This window comes from Bacillus sp. FSL M8-0071, from assembly GCF_037975455.1.
GTDB classification, from domain to species: Bacteria; Bacillota; Bacilli; order Bacillales; family Bacillaceae; genus Bacillus; species Bacillus subtilis.
This window is the reverse complement of the sequence record NZ_CP150256.1, coordinates 784,419-801,838: the sequence shown is the minus strand read 5'-3', so window position 1 is coordinate 801,838 and position 17,420 is coordinate 784,419. Positions and strand designations below refer to the sequence as shown.

Here is a 17,420-nt window from a genome sequence, read left to right as displayed (position 1 = left end):
CTTTTTTCCTCTTGATAAATTCTTCACCTTATGAATAATATGGTGGTATGCTTTGGTTATATATGTAAGGAGGAGACTCAATTGGCTATCGCCGCCCCGTTAAAAGAAAAAACAGTTCAAAAACCAGGCACCACGGTGTATCCGATTTTGATTATTATCGGAATTTGCCATATGCTCAACGATTCGCTTCAGGCTGTGATTCCGGCCATGTTCCCTATTTTGGAACGCTCCATGAGCCTGACGTTTACACAGCTTGGCATCATCGCTTTCACATTAAACATGGTGTCATCCGTCATGCAGCCTGTTGTCGGCTGGTATACCGATAAACGGCCGCGGCCGTATGCGCTGCCAGTCGGTTTGACCGCCAGCATGCTTGGCATTTTGGGCCTTGCATTTGCCCCGTCATTCATAACGATCTTATGCTGTGTGTTTTTCATTGGATTAGGCTCGGCCATTTTCCATCCGGAGGGCTCCCGTGTGGCGTATATGGCCGCCGGCACAAAACGCGGGCTCGCCCAGTCGATTTATCAGGTGGGCGGAAACTCAGGCCAGGCGATGGCGCCGCTGATCACCGCGCTGATCCTTGTGCCGCTCGGGCAATTCGGCGCTGTTTGGTTCACGCTTGTCGCCGCGCTTGCTGTTATGTTTCTCATGTATATCGCGAAATGGTACGCCTCACGTCTCGGCAGCCTTGCCCAGAAATCAGGCAAACAAAAGAAAACGGCTGAAAACACGGCCATCACCAAATCTGTTGTATCTGCTCTTATTATTATTATATTTCTCATTTTTGCTCGTTCTTGGTATACGAGTGCGATCGGTAACTTTTACACGTTTTACGCGATGGATACATATCACGTAAGCATTCAGCAGGCACAAAGCTATATTTTTGTCTTCTTGCTGTTCGGCGCAATCGGCACGTTTCTCGGCGGCCCGCTTGCAGACCGTTTTGGAAAACGCTTCGTTATCCTCGGTTCGCTGTTATGCTCGGCGCCGCTGGCGATTGTGCTGCCATTTGCCGGCCCGGTTCTCGCCTATGGCGTGCTCGCATTGATTGGCTTGGTTCTGATGTCGAGCTTTTCTGTAACGGTCGTCTACGCACAGGAGCTAGTTCCTGGAAAAATCGGCACAATGTCCGGTTTAACCGTCGGGCTTGCCTTCGGGATGGGCGCAATCGGCGCTGTGGCGCTGGGCGCTCTGATTGACGCCGCGGGCCTGACCCCGACGATGATCGCCATTGCCTTTCTCCCTGTTCTCGGCATCCTTGCCTTCCTATTGCCAAGTGACCAGAAGCTGAGAGAATGGCATAGCTGAAAAAACCCCTGCCAGGCGGCAGGGGGTTTTTTAATCCAGCTGGATAAAATGAGTGTCAGGCACTGCGTGCTTCGGGATAAAGCCATCCGCAAAGTCCGGAAACGCCGACTGTATTTCATCAATCCATCTTTTCAGATTTAATATATACGGCATATAAATCATCTCAATTGTCGCTTCGTCTTCAATCCGGTAGTACCAGCAAAGATTAAACTCTTTTTCTGTCACCAGTGTAAACCCAGAGAAATGATAGAAAATCAGCGGCGTTTCATCTATATACACGCGGCCGTCCTTTTGCCCGACCTTATAGTTTTCGATATTCCAAAGCGCTGTATTGGCTCCTATTGATTTGACAACATGAACACCTTTAAACTGCTCCGGCCATTTCTCCACATATCTTTGATCACCATATGTCTTTCGTTCCGTATCCATTTCGACCGTGCAAAATTCAATACAGTCCTGTCTCCACTGCCACACCGCTTCATATGCTTCCTTTGTATTACCGGCGCCGACAAAGCCTGTATTAAAGCGTCCGGTTCGGTCGTAGTAGGACATGAAGCGCGGCGAATTACGATGATCAGTCAAATACAGAGACGCCGTTGGGTTTTCTGCAAAAATACGTGCCGGATCAGAAAAGAAAAATAGATCCGTATCCATATGGGCAAAGTATTCAGCGTCATCCCACTTGCTCATCACATGAAACAAAAAGGCGGGCTTTAACGTCCAGCAATATTCATGAAACGTTCTGTTGCTTTTCGCTTTCAGCAGCTCCGGGTCTTCCATTTCATGCAGCTGCACAAAGGTTACATGCTCCCATGGAACGTGCTGAAGCAATTCATACGCTTTCTGGTCGACACACAGCACATATAAATGAAAATCATCGCAATGCTCATGGAGAGAATGAATCATAGGCATGAGCTTAAAGATATGTGTCCTTGACACTATCGTTGAAAAATGAAATGTACTCACTTATACCACATCCAATGATCTAAGATCCACGTGCAGCAAATCGTTGACAAGCGCATACAGTGCGTTGGCAAAATCGTTCACGCCTAGCTTTTTCTTCGCCTTAGGCAGAAGCTTGCGGACAGTTTGTAAATCAAAGCTTTTCGCCGTCACCCTTGGGGATTTCTTTCGCCAATCCGGATCAATGTTGCGCTCTTTAACAACATGTAGAAGCTCAAGAAACAGATTCAGCAGCATATCATATTTCTGTGATTCCAGCAGCTTTTGAATATCAGCCATGATTCTGTTCGTCATGTCAGGCGGGAACGGCCCATTAAAAGCGAGATGAACGTCTAAGGAGCGGATGTTATTGTATTTATCGCACATATAGGCAATGTTTGCCCGAATATCGTCTACAGACTTACAATTGCTTGGATGTTCCTGATGAACACTGACAATATCACGGCGAAGCCTGAAGGTCAATCCGGCCTGATGAAGCCTGATCCCGAGGTCATAATCCTCAAACCCGTACCGCACAATGCCTTCGTCAAATAAACCGAGGTCAACCACATGCTTGCGTTTCACAGAGGAATTATTCGTGATAAAAAAGCGCCATGGCATATGATAGCCTTTCAAGTCATCGCCGTACTCATCTAAAATCTTCTTGAGCACGTCTATAAAGTCGGTATCGAGGTCAAAGCTTTTATCAAGAAAGCTTCCGTTTTTGATGTCCGCTTCCTCCAGCAGCTTTTGTTTGTCTTTCTTCGGCATTTCACCTGTGAGCTTTGCGAGCTGTTCCTTATGTTCTTCTTCAAATCGTTCATAGTAAAAACTGTAGATCCGTTTCCAAAACAACCCGCACACGACGAGATTCTCTTCGTTCTCATGGGCTTTAATATGTTTTGCCACAAGGTCCTTTGCCGCAAGCATATCGCTGTCATGGAAAATCAGGATGTCTCCTCTGGCATTGCGAAGCGCCTGATTTCGTCCGTACGCAATGCCCCTGTTTTCTTTAATCCGTGTAAAGATCAGCGGAAAATCAGCTTGAAATGACTCAAGCATCGAGAGCGTCCCGTCCTCAGAGCCATTGTCCGCTACAATGACTTCGAATTCTTCATCGCACTCCTGCTGGTTTAATGACAGAAGGCTGTTGTAAAGACGCTCCTTCGAATTATATGCAGGAATAATAACGCTTGCTTTCACTTCATTTTCACTTCCTGTATTTACTCATTTATTTGTTGTCATCTTTTGAAGCAAAACCGTTAAATTCAGGGTCTAACGTTTGCATGTGCTGAATGATATGCGGCAGTGTCTCTTGATACAGTTCATGCACAAACGGCAGATCTGTGCGGGTTGTTTCATGAATCTGTTTGATTTCATTGATGCTGACGATTCGGTATCCGCTGAAATGATAAAAGATCAGCGGACTGCCATCCTCCAGCACGATCCGGCCATCATTCCAGGAAAACGTATGCTGCCCATAATTCCAATGCCCGATGTTCACGCCGGGTGTTGTAATGTCACACACATTCGGAAACAGCTCAGACATATAATCCAAATAGCCCTGATCACCGAATTTTCCTTCACCCGGTGCATTTTTGCATTCCTCAAGACAGCGTTCCTTCCACCACCCCAAGCAATCCGTGCCTGCATCATCATGCTTGAAGCTGATAAACCCGGAATTATATCTGCCTAAAAGACGCTGCAGCATGTCAATCTGCTCTTTCTCAAAAGAAGGGATTACAATATCCCCCCGTGAAAGCAGCACCGAGCAGTCCGGCTGGTTTTCAAAAATCGGCGATGGATCTGCATAGAAAAAGAGATCCCCGTCAATATACGTCACACGCTCCAGCTCAGGATTGCTGTTCAGCACAGCTTGCAGAAAGATCGGCTTCATCGTCCAGCAATACTCACTTTGATCTCTGGTTTCCTTCAGCTTCAGCAGCAATTCATTTTCAAGAGCGGCCACCGGCACAAGGTTCAGCTGCTTCATCTTCAGCTTCTGTAACACGCGGTGCGTATCTTCATCCATGCAAAGTATAAAAATGGGACTGTCTTGATCAACTTGCTCTAACGACTTAAACAAAGCGACTGCCTGATATAATCTTCCTTTTGATAAAACGGTGCAATACGCGCTGGTCACAGTCTTGTTCACCTCGTTTCACATTACTTTTTGAAGAATTCCGTATACCACTCAATCGTTTTTTCAAGTCCCTCATCAATAGTGTAGGCCGGTGTCCAATTCAGCAGCTTTCTTGCTTTTTCCGCGGATAAATATTGATGTTTGATTTCATTGCTTCCCTGATTCAGCACCTTAGGTTTCAGATTACTGTTCATTTTCTTTAATATTTTCTCTACCAGTTCAAGTACGGTCAGCTGGATCTCATTGCTGAAGTTAAAGGCCTCTCCGGCAAGATTGTTTTCTTCCATTTTTTCTGCAAGAAGCAGATAAGCCTGAACGGCGTCTTCAATATAGAAGTAGTCCCGTACAAATGTGCCGTCGCTTCGGATTTCCGGCGCTTCCCCGTTCAGCACAAGCTGAATCGTCTGAGGAATGATGCGGTTGAAGTTCAAATCTCCGCCGCCGTATAAGTTTCCGCAGCGCGTAATGCAGACCGGAAGCCCGTACGTGTGAAAATAGGTGTGGCTGATCAGATCTGCGCAGCTTTTTGAGACGTCGTACGGGTGCTTGCCTTGCAGCGGCATGTTTTCATCGTATGGAAGGTTTTCTTGATCGCCGTAAGCTTTATCACTTGAAGCGACAATGACCCGCTTAATTAACGGATGCTTGCGGCAGGCTTCGAGAATATTCCAGGTGCCGAGGATATTCGCTTCAAAGGTAGAAATCGGGTTGCGGTTTGCCACGCCGACAATCGCTTGTGCAGCAAGATGAAAGACTGTGTCGATCTCATACTCGCCAAGCGCGCGTTCAATCACAGCCAAGTCCTCAAGAGAGCCCCGCACGATGTTCATTTTCTTGATATGTTCTCCCTGATAAAGATTGGATTGAGGAACATGATCCCTGACAAGCCCCGTAACATTTGCGCCCTGATCGATCAGCTCTTTCACCAAATAGCTTCCTAAAAGACCTGTGCATCCCGTGACAAATACGTTTTTATTTTTCCAGAAACTCAAATCGTTTCACCATACCTTCCATACTTGTTGTCCTTGATTCCACATTTTGTTGACTTCTAAGAGATTTTTATACGTATCAATGGCCGTCCAAAATCCGTAATGGCGGTACACAGCAAGCTCTCCGTCTTTGGCAAGGTTCTTCAGCGGTTCATCTTCGAACATCGCGTTCCCATCCTTCGGCAAATAATCGAAAACCTTTGGACTGAGAACGAAGAATCCGCCGTTGATGATTCCGTCACTTGATGTCTTCTCAGAAAATGTTTTCGCCATGCCGTCCTCAACCGTCAAGGTGCCAAACTGCGAGACTTTGTCAATGCCGGTGACAGTCGCGGCAGCACCTTTTGTCTGATGATAGCTGATGAGATGGAAAAGATTGATATTGGCCAGCCCGTCTCCATAGGTGAGCAGAAATGTTTCATCACCGATATAGTCTTTCGCCTGCAAGATTCTTCCGGCTGTCAGCGTATCTACCCCAGTCTCCAAAAACGTAATTTTCCACGTTTCAGGCTGCCCCAGCATCTGTACCTCTCCCGTAGAGCTGTCGAGTGTCAGGCTGTTGTGCTTCCATTCATAGTCGAGAAAGTATTCCTTGATTTTTTCTCCTTTATAGCCCAAAAGCAGAATAAACTCGTTTACTCCGTAGTACTGATAAATTTTCATAATATGCCATAGAATCGGTTTGCCGCCTATCATGGCGAGCGGTTTAGGAATGTCATTCGTGACTTCACTCATTCTCGTTCCTTTTCCGCCGCAGAGAATGACCGCTTTCATCTCTACCCCTCATCTCTATGAATATTGAGTTCGAAACCTGGTACATCTTCACAATCTATCAAGGCATTTCCCCGATAATTTGTCCGATTTCAATCCGGTTTCAAAATCTACTGTAATGATATGAGAGAAAGCCAGCCTTGGTGACCAAATGGAATCTATTTTTTCAAGTTGGTTGTATAACCAAAAAAAGAGCCTTGAGCGAAGGCAATGCGCCCGCTCAAGGCTCTTTTTCATCTTATTTGATTTCTTTCTCCTTGCCGTAATGATAGTCTGACGGATCAACGGCTTTGAAATCATTTAGTTTATGGAACCTCAGCAAGTCTTTGTACAGGACACTGTCTGAAAGGCTCAGCTGCTGGTTCACTCTTGTTTTCAGATTCTTCGTTTCTTCATTCGCTTTCAGTTTTTCACCTGTCTTCGTATCGTAAATGATATTGTCGACTGATGTGTACTTCGGCGTTACGAAGTCTCCGTTTCTGAATGCCACCGTATCGTCGTGGTCTTTAGAGAATAAATCAGTACCAAAGTTGATATATTTCTGAGAATCAATTCCTTCTAAGTGCAGAAGTGTCGGCATGACGTCAATTTCGCCGCCATACGTATGGTTCACTCCGCCTTTTTTGCCAGGAACGCGGATCATCAGCGGCACACGCTGGTTCTGTGCGTTTTGATAATCTGTGATCTCTTTTCCAAGAATCTCTTTCATCGCTCGGTTATGGTTTTCAGAAATACCGTTATGGTCACCGTAAATCATGATGACTGAGTTGTCATACAGGCCGGCTTCCTTCAGCTCCTTGAAGAATTGCTCAAGCGCTTCGTCAAGGTAACGTGCTGTCTGGAAGTAGCTGTCAACTGTGTTATCGCCTGTTGTCGCTTTTTTAAGAGACGCGTCTTTTTCATCAAGGTTAAACGGATAATGGTTTGTCAATGTAATCAAATGCGCATAAAATGGCTGTTTAAGAGATTCAAGCTTTGGAATCGATTCTGTAAAGAACGGCTTATCCTTAAGCCCCATATTAATCACATTTTCATCTGACATATCATACGTGCTTGCGTCGAAGAACTTGTCATATCCGATATGTTTGTAAATCTGGTCACGGTTCCAGAACGATTTGTAATCACCATGCAGGACGGCGCTTGTATAGCCTTCCTTCTGGTCTAAAATCGCAGGAAGCGACTGGTAGGTGTTTTCGCCTTTCGTCACAAACGCGGAGCCTTCAGGAAGACCGAAGATCGAGTTATCCATTGTCAGCTCGGCATCAGATGTTTTTCCCTGGCCTGTCTGATGGAAGAAGTTATCAAAATACGTCACATCTTCCCCGCCGTGCGCAAGTTTATTTAAGAAAGGCGTCACCTCTTCACCGTTTAGCTTGTAGTCAATCAGGAATGACTGGAAGCTTTCGAGGTGAATTTTAATGATATTTTTGCCTTTGGCAGAGCCGAAGTACTCGGCGTTCGGTTTTGCATAATGAGACGTCGTGTAATTCTCGACGCTTGTTAAATCATCGCTGCTTGCATAGGCCCGTTGCGTTTCTGTTTGAGCCGTCTGTACACCGTCATAAATGGTGTAGTTGTATAAACCTAAATATTTCACAATATAATTGCGGTCAAACGTTCTTGTCAGCAGCTGCGGACGGTCTTTTTCCGCATAGTGCAGGTTGATGAAAAACAGTGCGATCCCAGAAAGGATCACTAAAGATGCAAAGCGTTTTTTCATTTTGTATTCTTTTAATTCAGGTCTCCAGATCAATACCGCAATCAAAATGATAATATCTAAGAAATAGAAAATATCATGACCGGCCATGATACTGAAAATCCCGTCTCCCATGTTTCCAACGTTTCCGGACTGTTTAATGTTCGGGAACGTCAAGAAATCGTCAAAGAAACGATAGAATAAAATATTTGCATATAACACAAATGTCATCAAGAAATCGATAATCAGCATAATAATGGCTGATTTACGCCCTTTCGCCAGCAAAGCCAGTCCTAAAAAGAAGACGGCGCTTGAGAATGGGTTAAATATCAGGAGGATCTCCTGAGTTGTGCCTTTTACCCCAAGATTAAACTCAGTCTTGTAGGATAAATACGTTTTTGCCCAAAACAGTATAACAGCCAGCACAAAAAAGCTAAGTTTGTAAGAAAAAAGTTTCTTCATGGCAACCTCTACTTTCTTAAACACTTTAAGTTCTTCATTCATATTTACCTGCTCTTTATATCCTGCCTTCCAATTCCTTCTTTCCAAACAAAATCAAGGCATCACACAACAAGAAATACACCGCGGCAAGCCGGAATATTTATGTTTCGCACCATATCATTTTTATTACAACCATTTGGAAACCAATCACTGGACGAAAGAAACCTTCATTTCGTTTCACATTTTTTTCTCGGAAATAAAAAAAGGATTTCTTTTGTCATGTGTGCCTTTGAAAAAAGAAATAGATACCGAGTATAAGAATAACATAAACTAGCAAAAACGAAAAATAGGTTTTGCAGACAGCCCGCCCTTCCGGCGGACTGAAGTTATTGTATGCATGAATGTTTAGCGCGATCACCATTTTTTCGAAAGGACTAAAAAGACTGGATGTCTCCAGTCTTCTTTATCTATATCCCTGCCCAGACATCCTTAGCGTACATACCGGTATCCTGCAGATGTCTCAGCCAGTTTTGCGCTTCTTGTTCCCCGGTTCCATGGACAGCCTGATACGCTTTTTGAAGTGCCGCCTCCACATCCGGGGCCATTTTGCTGCCATCACCGCATACATAAAGCCTGCCACCGCGGTCAAGGATTGATATTAATGTATCTGCTTGGTCAGCCATGAGATGCTGGACATATGTTTTCGGCATGCCCTCTTTTCGGGAAAAGGCTGTGTGGACAGTGACGATTCCGTCTTTTTCAAACCGCTCAAGCTCATCTCGGTAAATAAAATCCCGATCGTTCCTGCATCCAAAATAGAGATGAGCCTCACCGAGCGTTTTGCCCTCCCGCTTTAAAACATCGCGGGCTTGAAGGAATCCGCGAAATGGCGCGACTCCCGTGCCTGGCCCGACCATAATAATTGGCGTTTCAGGGTCTTTCGGAAGCTGAAACCGGGATTCCGGTGTGCGGATAAACATCACGACATCATCACCGGCTTGACGCTCAGCTAAATCATTTGATGCCACACCCCTGTATTCGCCACGGCCGCTCCACGCCGGGCCGCGCACGACACCGACTGTGATCGATGCTTGCCGCGGATTCACTCTTGGAGAGCTTGAAATCGAATAATATCTCGGTTTTAACGGCCGTAAAAGCTCTAAAAATCGTTCAAACGGCATGTCGCACGCTTCATACTTTTCAAGCAAATCCAGCATGGAAATTCGTTTTTTCAATATTTGCTCCTGATAAACACCCTCTGCTGACAGTTCTTCTAATTCGCGCCTATGCGGCGGACACACTGTAAATGCCGCCAGTTCACGTATTTGCGCTCTTGTGGCTGCTTCCTGCACCTCGACGCTGTAGCTGAGAAGATCATGCAGGCTGACAGGACGGCCCAATGGCAGATGCCCCGCACTGCGGCCGCTTGCCGACAATGTCACTTGGTCGGTTCCCTTCAAACCGAATCTGTGAAGAATCCGGCTGACATTGGTTTGGCTGTTTTTTGGCAATACGCCAAGATGGTCGCCCTCTTGATATTCAACATCCGGCGGCAATGCGATTTCGATATGGCGGGTGCTTCGATCGCTGTCCGCAGACTGAAGTTCACGATTTTCAGCAATGGATGCGTGAGAGGCTTCGTACGATCTAGCCAGCGGAGACTCGCCCAGCCCTCTGACAAACTGAAGGCTCAGCGTGCTTCGTTCCTTATCGGCGTTTTCATTAAGCTCCAGTCCGAATGCCTTAATGGCGTCTGCCCACATGCTTTTTTTCCACTCGTCAAGCTGCCCTTCAAAATCACCGCTCACATCCCCTTCCCCGCGCGCAGAAAACCGAGTCGCGCCTTTCTCCGCAAGCTGCTCATCAATGAATCTCGGCACGTATTGATACGTGCTCGCCCAGTTGTGGTCGCCGCAGCCAAATACCGCGTAATGGACGCCCTCAAGCTCACCCGGTTTGATTTCTTGAAGCCACTGCACGAACTGTCCGGCATTGCTTGGCGGTTTTCCATTATAAGACGAGGTCACAATGACAACCGCTCCCTCTTTCGGCAGCTTTCCAATCCGGTCGTTCAGAGGTGCTGTCTCTGTCCTTACGCCGTGAAGACTGGCAGTATCAGCAAGCTCCCGAGCGACGCCTTCTGCGGTGCCGGTATCTGAGCCGTACAGCACGAGAAGCGGGCGGTTGTTAAGACCGATGACCGATGCACCCTTTGCTTCCGTTTTCTCCTTTTGCTCATCAGGCGCGGCTTTTTCAGCTGCCTGGACGTCCGCATGAATGGCTTCCTGATGACGGCTTTGAACCCTGATGTGAAAATCGCCCGGCTTAAGTGTTAAGGTTTGTTTGATATCAAGCTCATAATTCTCATGATCAATCAGTGTGAAATATTTTAGAATCATGCCTAACACAAGTGTGGCTTCATGAAGGGCAAACTGCATGCCGATACAGGCCCGTTGTCCATTTCCGAATGGTTTGTACGCATGATGAGGCACTTGGTCCTGATGCTCAAACCGTTCCGGCCGAAATTCTTCTGCGTCCTTTCCCCAAGCGTCTCGATCACGATGAAGCTGCGGAATCAGCACAGAAATTCTGTCATTCGTCGTGATCGGGAATTTCCCGCCAATGACTGTGTCTTCTTTTGGATAAAGGCTGAAAGCCGGAGCTGTCGGCCATAAGCGCAGTGATTCATTTAAAATCATCCGTATGTATGTAAGCTCCAGCACTTGTTTATAGGTCGGCGCTGCATCCGTCAGCACCCGATCGACCTCTTCATACGCCTTTTTCAGTTTGTCAGGATGCTTCAATAAAAAGTAAGTCGCAAAGGAAAGCAGGCCGCTCGTTGTTTCATGGCCGGCAATCAAAAACGTAATGATTTGAAAGCGGATATTTTCGTCGTCGAGCTTTTCACCCGTTTCCGGATCTTCCACATTTAGCATGCGGGCGAGCAAATCTTTTTCATCCTGGTCTCCATTCGCCCTGCGCTCTGCAATAATGCTGTCGACTAACGAAAACATCGTTTGAATATCATGGCGGAATTGCCGCTTTGTTCTGACCATAAGCTTATCTTGAACATCAAGCCGCTGCATTTGATGCATCGCTTCATCAAGCGCCCGCACCATACTGTTGATAAACGGGTGGGGCGTTTCTCTGTAGTAACTGTTAAAGCGGTAGTTAAACCCGCATAGCCCAATGGTGTCGAGCGTCAGCCGGGTCATATCTCCCGGGACATCGACTGCTTCATTCGGATTGAGCCTTGCCCATTTTTGAATGAGCTGAACAGCGATATCAACCATTTTCTCATGATAGTCCTTCATGGCCCGCTGGCTGAACGTCGGCATCAGAATGTTGTGCGCTTTTCTCCAGTTAGGCTCATGCGTCCAGCTCGTAAACAATCCGTCACCGGAAAACGCGCGGACCTTTTCCAAGGCGCCTTCAATGCTTTTATCAAACCGTTCTTCATCACAAACCTCTTTCACCAATTCGTGGCCGGACACTACAATGGTCGTGCCCGCGGGTGTATGGATTTGAAAAATCGGGCCCTGTTCTTCCGCCAGTTTGATCAGCGAAAGCGTCGGCTTGTCTTTATCGATTAAAGGCAAATTGCCGAGCGGCCCAAACGTCTTCGGCTGAGGAATCGGGCTTGTTTCCTTCATCGAACCATTCCTTTCCGTATGAGATGCCTTCTATTTGACTACATTTCCCTTTCATGGTCATGATTATTCCGTTCTCCCAATTGACGCATGATCGCTGTTTTTTCTATACTTGAGAAGCTGTACAATACGCGAATAAGGTGAGTTTATATATGGATTTTGAAATTCGGTTTTTATCCTTTTATGTCATACAGGTGGAAGGCAAAGATGAGCAGGCGAACAAGCAGTTCAAGCACTTCCAGACCCTTGATACGGGCGAATTTGAAGAAAGCGAGCTGAAGGACTTTCTCGACGGGGAACTGAAAAAAATCGTCAAACGGAAAGCAGACCGCCATCCGCAGTCCGAGCAGGTCCCGACGAAAATCGGCCATTTTATCGTCGAGCCCGGCCACGAGCTCGATTCTAACCCAAACTACAACATGTTCAACCGCGCGCGTCTGGCGGAAACAAAAGAAGACTTCAATGAGCTGAGCGAGCAGTTCGTCCGCACGTACCTTGACACAAGCGCGGTTCGCGGCGGCGTGTTTCTCGTCGCTTCGGCCGTACCGAGAAAATACTTTGACGAGTCATTTGTCTTTATTATGAAATGTGATTTTGAGCCGAAGGTCGCCCGCATCTCTGACGCGTCTTCTCTCATTAAAAAAGTCGAAATGGCGATCACGACAAAAAACATGAAAAGCATCCAATACCCGTACATGCCAGAGGAAGGAATGGTCGAGGAAGGTGAACTGAAAATCCACCAGGCCTCACACGCCCGCTATTTTGAGGACTTTCTGAAATTCGTCGAGTACGGAGAATCAATGCCAGAAATCATGAAAAATCAGGTCATGAACATGGTACAAGAGCACGTCTACGAGACATTTGAAGACAACAGCGAAGAACTCAAGCAGTTCGAGCACGACATTGAGATTTGGGAAGCAAGCGAAAAACGGGAAATCCAAGAGCGCCTCGACACCCATCAAGTCATCGAAGCCTCCGCCCAAATCATCGAGCACACGCCAGAGGCCCAGCTGAAAATGAAAGTCGGAGAAACAGAGATTAAGGGATTGCTAGCGGATTTTGGCGATTCTATTCATCTCGCAAAAGTAAACGGGCGCTATGTCGCGCTGATTGAAGCCGAGACGATTTCGTTTGAGAAAGGCAGTTCGCCGGTGGAGTTTTATAAGCCTGAGGGGCTGCATGAGGTGATTGAGCGGATAAGGAATAAAACAGAGCAAGACTAAAAAGTCCAGAAATCACTTTCTGGACTTTTCCTATTTAATACCCTTCCCTCAACACCGCATAGCATTCCCCAATCAGTTCTTCCGCTCCCGGCTCTCCTTTCAGCCCGCGGCGGACGATTTCTGAAGATAGGTTCTGGACTTTGAGCGCTCTTGGGGCTCTTCTTTTGTAGTACGCCTGTAATGCTGTTTCGTGGTCGGCGTGGTTTTGGAGTTCTTCGGCGAGGACGATGGCATCCTCGATCGCCATTGCCGCTCCTTGCGCCAGGGTCGGCGCGCCGGCGTGGGCGGCGTCTCCTCCGATGACAACGCGGCTTTTGTGCCATGGCTCCTGCACGGCGACCTGCTCCAGTTTGTTAAAGATGACAGGATGCTGTTTTGACATGTGCTTTGTAACAAAATCCAGCCCCGGAAAACCAGAAAGAACCTCTTTTACTCTATCAAACCGGGTATCTTCCTCATCCCAGTAATCGCTCGTGCAAGGCTGGAGGACGAAGACCTAGCCAGCGTGTTCCGCCAATGGCACCACCCCGATTTGTGTGTCTCCGCTTCTATACATGAATGTTGCGTCCTCGAATGTGTAATCAGGAAGTTCGATATAAAAGCGCCACGCTCCCATGCCGAGATGCTCTTTTTCCGTCTCCTTTTGCAGCATCTTATCGCGAACAACAGAGTGAATGCCGTCAAAGCCCGCCAGAATGTCAGCCTGCATCTTTTCTCCATCTTCACATAAGGCAGTGACCGATTCAGCAGTTTCTTCATAAGCGACAACCTTTTTCCCCCACTTGATGTCTACACCCGCCGCCTCGGCATGCTTCATGAGAATGTCATTTAACGTTTTGCGCAGGATATTATTGCGTCCTGGAAGTGAATCGTCTAAAAAGGATTCACTGACTTGAAACAGCAAATTCCCCTGTTCATCAAACGTTTTAAACCATTCTGTTTGAAAGCCGTGCTTACAGCACTCTTCGAATACGCCCAGTTCTTTCAACACCGCCAGTGCGTTTTGCGGCTGAAGAATCCCCGCACCTGTTTTTCGGTTTTCTGAAGCCGCTTCACATAAGGTGACGGAAAACCCTGCCTTACGGAGAGAAATGGCCGCTGACAAGCCGCCGATGCCGCCTCCTGCAATTAACATATGTTTCATATAAATAACCACCTTTTCAGCTCTATGTGTATTAGTTAGGTGCCTAATTATATTACCTTACTATGTCCCAAGAAAAGCTGTCAATCATCTCCAAGCCAAGTTGCGTTATGGTTTTCCCTCCTTTATAATCGTGTCACAACGAATGTACGGGAGCTACTTGCGATGGAATTAAAACATTTACCGAAATATAAGCATATAGCAGAGCACGCCGAAACGTATGCCAATATTGACGTCGGCTCTCTTGAATTGTTTTTATCTCTATTTGATATTTCAAAAAAAATGAATCATGTGATGGAGCATTACTTTGCTGGCCGAGGGCTTTCAGAAGGAAAATTCAAAATCCTGATGCTGCTCTTTGATGCCAAGGATCATAGGTTAAGTCCGACAGAGCTTGCCAAACAGTCAAACGTCACGAAAGCGACGATTACAGGCTTGCTGGACGGACTGGTGAGGGACGGTTTTGTCAGCCGCAGGCATCACACAGAGGATAAACGAAAAATCAGCATTGAACTGACAACAGAAGGCAAAGCACGCCTGGAGCAATTTCTGCCCGGCCATTTCAGCAAAATATCCGCTGTCATGGAAAACTACAGCGACGAGGAAAAAGACATGTTCGTGAAGATGCTTGGTGATCTTTTTGAAAGGCTGAGCGTGTTTAAAGACTAAAAAACCCGTCCGATCCGGACAGGCTATAGCGTCTTTTCTTCTGCAGCCGGATACGCATCCGGCTGTTTTTTCTTTATGACCGTAACAAATATGCCGCCGATGACACATGCAATGCCGATGAAATGCACAAACTCAAATGGCTCCTTCAATATCACGCCTGACAAAATGACAGCGGAGACCGGAAGAACGGATGTGAAAATGCCCGATACACCCGCCGGCACCTTCGTCACCCCGCTATACCATAAGTAAAACGCCAAAACAGTGACAAAAAGCGCGTAATACAGCACATACGACCAATCCAAAACAGTCGGCACGCTGTAATCAAATGAAGAGGCCTCAAACAAAGCAAACGGGAGAAAAAACAGGAAGCCGAAGAGCGATACGAAGGTCGAAATCGCCAGTGCCGAAATATGCGGGGATAGCAGCTTGGCCATCAATGTAAACAACGCTTCGCCAATGACTGCAGCAATGATCAGCATGTTCCCGAATAAGGCGTGCGGCGTCCCGTCTTGGCTCCCGGCTCCAAACAAATTAATCGCCATTACGCCGCAAACCGCCAGCAAAATGCCGATCAGCGTCTTTTTCTCAATTTTTTCTCTAAGCAGGAAAAAGGATAAAATACCGATCACCATGGGGGTTGTGCTTGTCAAAATGCCGCTTTCCGTTCCCGTAGTATATTGAACCCCATACAGCAGGCAAATACTGAACAAAAACACGCCTGTAAATGATTGCACCAGCAAAACGAGCACATCTTTTTTCGTTAAAGCCGGAAACCCTTTTTCAATGCAAAACAGCAGCGTGAGCAATACGACAGAAGCCAGCAAAAAACGCAGTCCCGAGGATAGAAAGACAGGAATACGCTCAACCATGAGTTTTCCTACGACGACAGAGCTGCCGACGATTGCCATGGCCGTTCCCAGGGAAATATATGCGCTTAATTGATTTTTCATCATACTCCACCTAACATTTTTGTTAAACATAGCATGTAAAATTAGTTTGTTACAGGTCCAATTCACAAGAAAATAATAGATCCATTTAAAAGCCAGCTCCTTGTGATTCGTATCATCTTAAAGTGGAATTTTGCTTTTTAATTTGGGAGAAGCTGCTTCCCCTTTCTTTTCTTTACTGGGCTGCCGATGACATAAACATGGTCTTGATGAATACCATCAGTCAAGTTTCTTGTATCAAGAAGGGCCTTTGCTGAAGATGTCAGCAGATCCGGATCGTACATAGAATGTGGTGTTAATAGCACCACACAGTCATATTCAGCAAATTGGCTGTAATGAAGCGGCCTGTTATCCATTTTAGCTCCATTCCGGTCAAAAATATTCTCACAAAACGGTTCATTCACACTGACCTTTGCACCCATTTCTGTTAACAACTCATATACATCTAGACTCGGTGATTCTCTGCAATCACTTACATTCGGCTTATATGCCATCCCCAGCAGCAAAATAGAAGCGCCATTCAGGCATTTTTTCTCTTCGTTCAAGATTTCGCTGATTTTACTTACAATGTGCTGAGGCATTTGTTTATTGATTTCCTGCGCTGTTTCAATAAAACGGCTGTAAAAATTTTCTCCTCTTGCTTTCCAGGACAGATACATCGGATCAAGCGGAATACAGTGCCCTCCGATCCCCGGGCCGGGATAAAACGGCATAAACCCGAATGGCTTTGTAGAGGCCGCCTTTATAACCTCCCATATATTCACTTCAAGCTTCTCACACATCAGTGCCATTTCATTGATAAAAGCGATATTAATGCTTCGGAATGTGTTTTCCAGCAGCTTTGACATTTCGGCAACTCGCGGGGAAGAAACCGGAAACACGGTATCAATAATGTGGCTGTACAGTAATTGTCCCCGTTCCAGACATTTCGGCGTAATTCCTCCGATTACCTTTGTTGTATTTTTGATTGTAAAACTTAGGTTACCTGGATCAATTCTTTCAGGCGAGAAGCAAATGTAGATGTCCTCTCCAACAATGAAGCCTTCTTCCGTTACGGATTGATGAATAATTTCTTCGGTTGTTCCTGGATAGGTTGTGGATTCTAATATAATGAGGCTGCCTTTTTTCAATCGTTTTTTGACATGGTTCATCACATTGACAATATATGAAATGTCAGGCTGCTGGTTTTGATCAAGCGGAGTCGGTACGCATATGATCATTACATCAAGCTTGTTAACCTCTTCATAGTGATCTACAGCTTTTAACCGGCCGTCTGCTACGACCTTTTCAAGGTCAATACCGTCTATATAATTGATTCCTTGATTGATGAGTTTCACTTTTTCCGAATCACTGTCAATTCCCATGACAGAAAAACCGTTTTCAGCGTAAGCAGTAGCTAGCGGAAGCCCTACATATCCAAGACCAGCAATGCCGATTGAGGCTTGCTTGTGCTTGATTTTTTCCAACATTTCCATTTCGCATCCCTCCTAAAATAAA

General features: G+C 46.3%; 11 protein-coding genes and 2 pseudogenes. 3 read left to right on the top strand and 10 right to left on the bottom strand.

Annotated features, from left to right (window positions below):
• Positions 1-81: 81 nt before the first annotated feature.
• Positions 82-1,311 (top strand): MFS transporter, encoded by a 1,230-nt coding sequence (locus tag MKX71_RS04065; protein ID WP_003243467.1) that lies wholly within the window; start codon positions 82-84, stop codon positions 1,309-1,311.
• Positions 1,312-1,341: 30 nt separating this feature from the next.
• Here MKX71_RS04065 and MKX71_RS04060 read toward each other — a convergent pair whose 3' ends face one another.
• The 7 genes from MKX71_RS04060 to cypD all read right to left on the bottom strand — a co-directional run bounded on the left by MKX71_RS04060 (position 1,342) and on the right by cypD (position 11,946).
• Positions 1,342-2,277, bottom strand: a complete 936-nt coding sequence (locus MKX71_RS04060; protein WP_015252589.1) for a putative nucleotide-diphospho-sugar transferase — start codon at positions 2,275-2,277, stop codon at positions 1,342-1,344.
• Complete coding sequence (locus MKX71_RS04055; RefSeq protein WP_003233779.1) at positions 2,278-3,456, bottom strand: glycosyltransferase family 2 protein; 1,179 nt, start codon at positions 3,454-3,456, stop codon at positions 2,278-2,280.
• Positions 3,457-3,484: 28 nt separating this feature from the next.
• Positions 3,485-4,396: a putative nucleotide-diphospho-sugar transferase gene (locus tag MKX71_RS04050; RefSeq protein ID WP_015715489.1), complete on the bottom strand. Its 912-nt coding sequence runs from the start codon at positions 4,394-4,396 to the stop codon at positions 3,485-3,487.
• 23 nt (positions 4,397-4,419) lie between these two features.
• The gene (locus MKX71_RS04045; RefSeq protein ID WP_003233783.1) at positions 4,420-5,388 is read right to left on the bottom strand and encodes a GDP-mannose 4,6-dehydratase; all 969 of its coding nucleotides are present in this window, start codon (positions 5,386-5,388) and stop codon (positions 4,420-4,422) included.
• A gap of 6 nt (positions 5,389-5,394) precedes the next feature.
• Positions 5,395-6,159, bottom strand: a complete 765-nt coding sequence (locus MKX71_RS04040) for a glucose-1-phosphate cytidylyltransferase (protein ID WP_192858300.1) — start codon at positions 6,157-6,159, stop codon at positions 5,395-5,397.
• Between the two features lie 235 nt (positions 6,160-6,394).
• Positions 6,395-8,314 carry a lipoteichoic acid synthase LtaS1 gene (gene ltaS1 / locus MKX71_RS04035; protein WP_003243930.1) on the bottom strand — a complete coding sequence of 640 codons (1,920 nt, stop codon included), beginning with the start codon at positions 8,312-8,314 and terminating at the stop codon, positions 6,395-6,397.
• 446 nt (positions 8,315-8,760) lie between these two features.
• Positions 8,761-11,946 (bottom strand): bifunctional P-450/NADPH--P450 reductase, encoded by a 3,186-nt coding sequence (cypD, locus tag MKX71_RS04030; RefSeq protein ID WP_339231765.1) that lies wholly within the window; start codon positions 11,944-11,946, stop codon positions 8,761-8,763.
• Positions 11,947-12,095: 149 nt separating this feature from the next.
• On the opposite strand from cypD, the gene MKX71_RS04025 reads away from it, so the two are divergent.
• The gene (locus tag MKX71_RS04025; protein ID WP_003233793.1) at positions 12,096-13,166 is read left to right on the top strand and encodes a DUF3900 domain-containing protein; all 1,071 of its coding nucleotides are present in this window, start codon (positions 12,096-12,098) and stop codon (positions 13,164-13,166) included.
• A 34-nt stretch (positions 13,167-13,200) separates the two neighbouring features.
• Here the strand turns inward: MKX71_RS04025 and MKX71_RS04020 are convergent.
• Positions 13,201-14,310, bottom strand: a pseudogene (locus MKX71_RS04020) (FAD-dependent oxidoreductase).
• A gap of 162 nt (positions 14,311-14,472) precedes the next feature.
• Between MKX71_RS04020 and yetL the strand changes: the two are divergent.
• On the top strand, positions 14,473-14,976 hold the full coding sequence (yetL, locus tag MKX71_RS04015) for a transcriptional regulator YetL (RefSeq protein ID WP_339231763.1): 504 nt from the start codon (positions 14,473-14,475) through the stop codon (positions 14,974-14,976).
• Between the two features lie 23 nt (positions 14,977-14,999).
• Here yetL and MKX71_RS04010 read toward each other — a convergent pair.
• Positions 15,000-15,929, bottom strand: a pseudogene (locus MKX71_RS04010) (DMT family transporter); the annotation flags it as partial.
• Between the two features lie 134 nt (positions 15,930-16,063).
• A complete protein-coding gene (locus MKX71_RS04005) occupies positions 16,064-17,398 on the bottom strand; it encodes a nucleotide sugar dehydrogenase (protein WP_029726657.1) in 1,335 nt (444 codons plus the stop codon).
• Between the last annotated feature and the right edge of the window lie 22 nt (positions 17,399-17,420).

Coding starts and splice junctions, on each gene's coding strand:
- MKX71_RS04040 (WP_192858300.1), bottom strand. CDS start 6,159: ATGAAAGCGGTCATTCTCTGCGGCGGAAAAGGAACGAGAATGAGTGAA.
- ltaS1 (WP_003243930.1), bottom strand. CDS start 8,314: ATGAAGAAACTTTTTTCTTACAAACTTAGCTTTTTTGTGCTGGCTGTT.
- cypD (WP_339231765.1), bottom strand. CDS start 11,946: ATGAAGGAAACAAGCCCGATTCCTCAGCCGAAGACGTTTGGGCCGCTC.
- MKX71_RS04025 (WP_003233793.1), top strand. CDS start 12,096: ATGGATTTTGAAATTCGGTTTTTATCCTTTTATGTCATACAGGTGGAA.
- yetL (WP_339231763.1), top strand. CDS start 14,473: ATGGAATTAAAACATTTACCGAAATATAAGCATATAGCAGAGCACGCC.
- MKX71_RS04005 (WP_029726657.1), bottom strand. CDS start 17,398: ATGGAAATGTTGGAAAAAATCAAGCACAAGCAAGCCTCAATCGGCATT.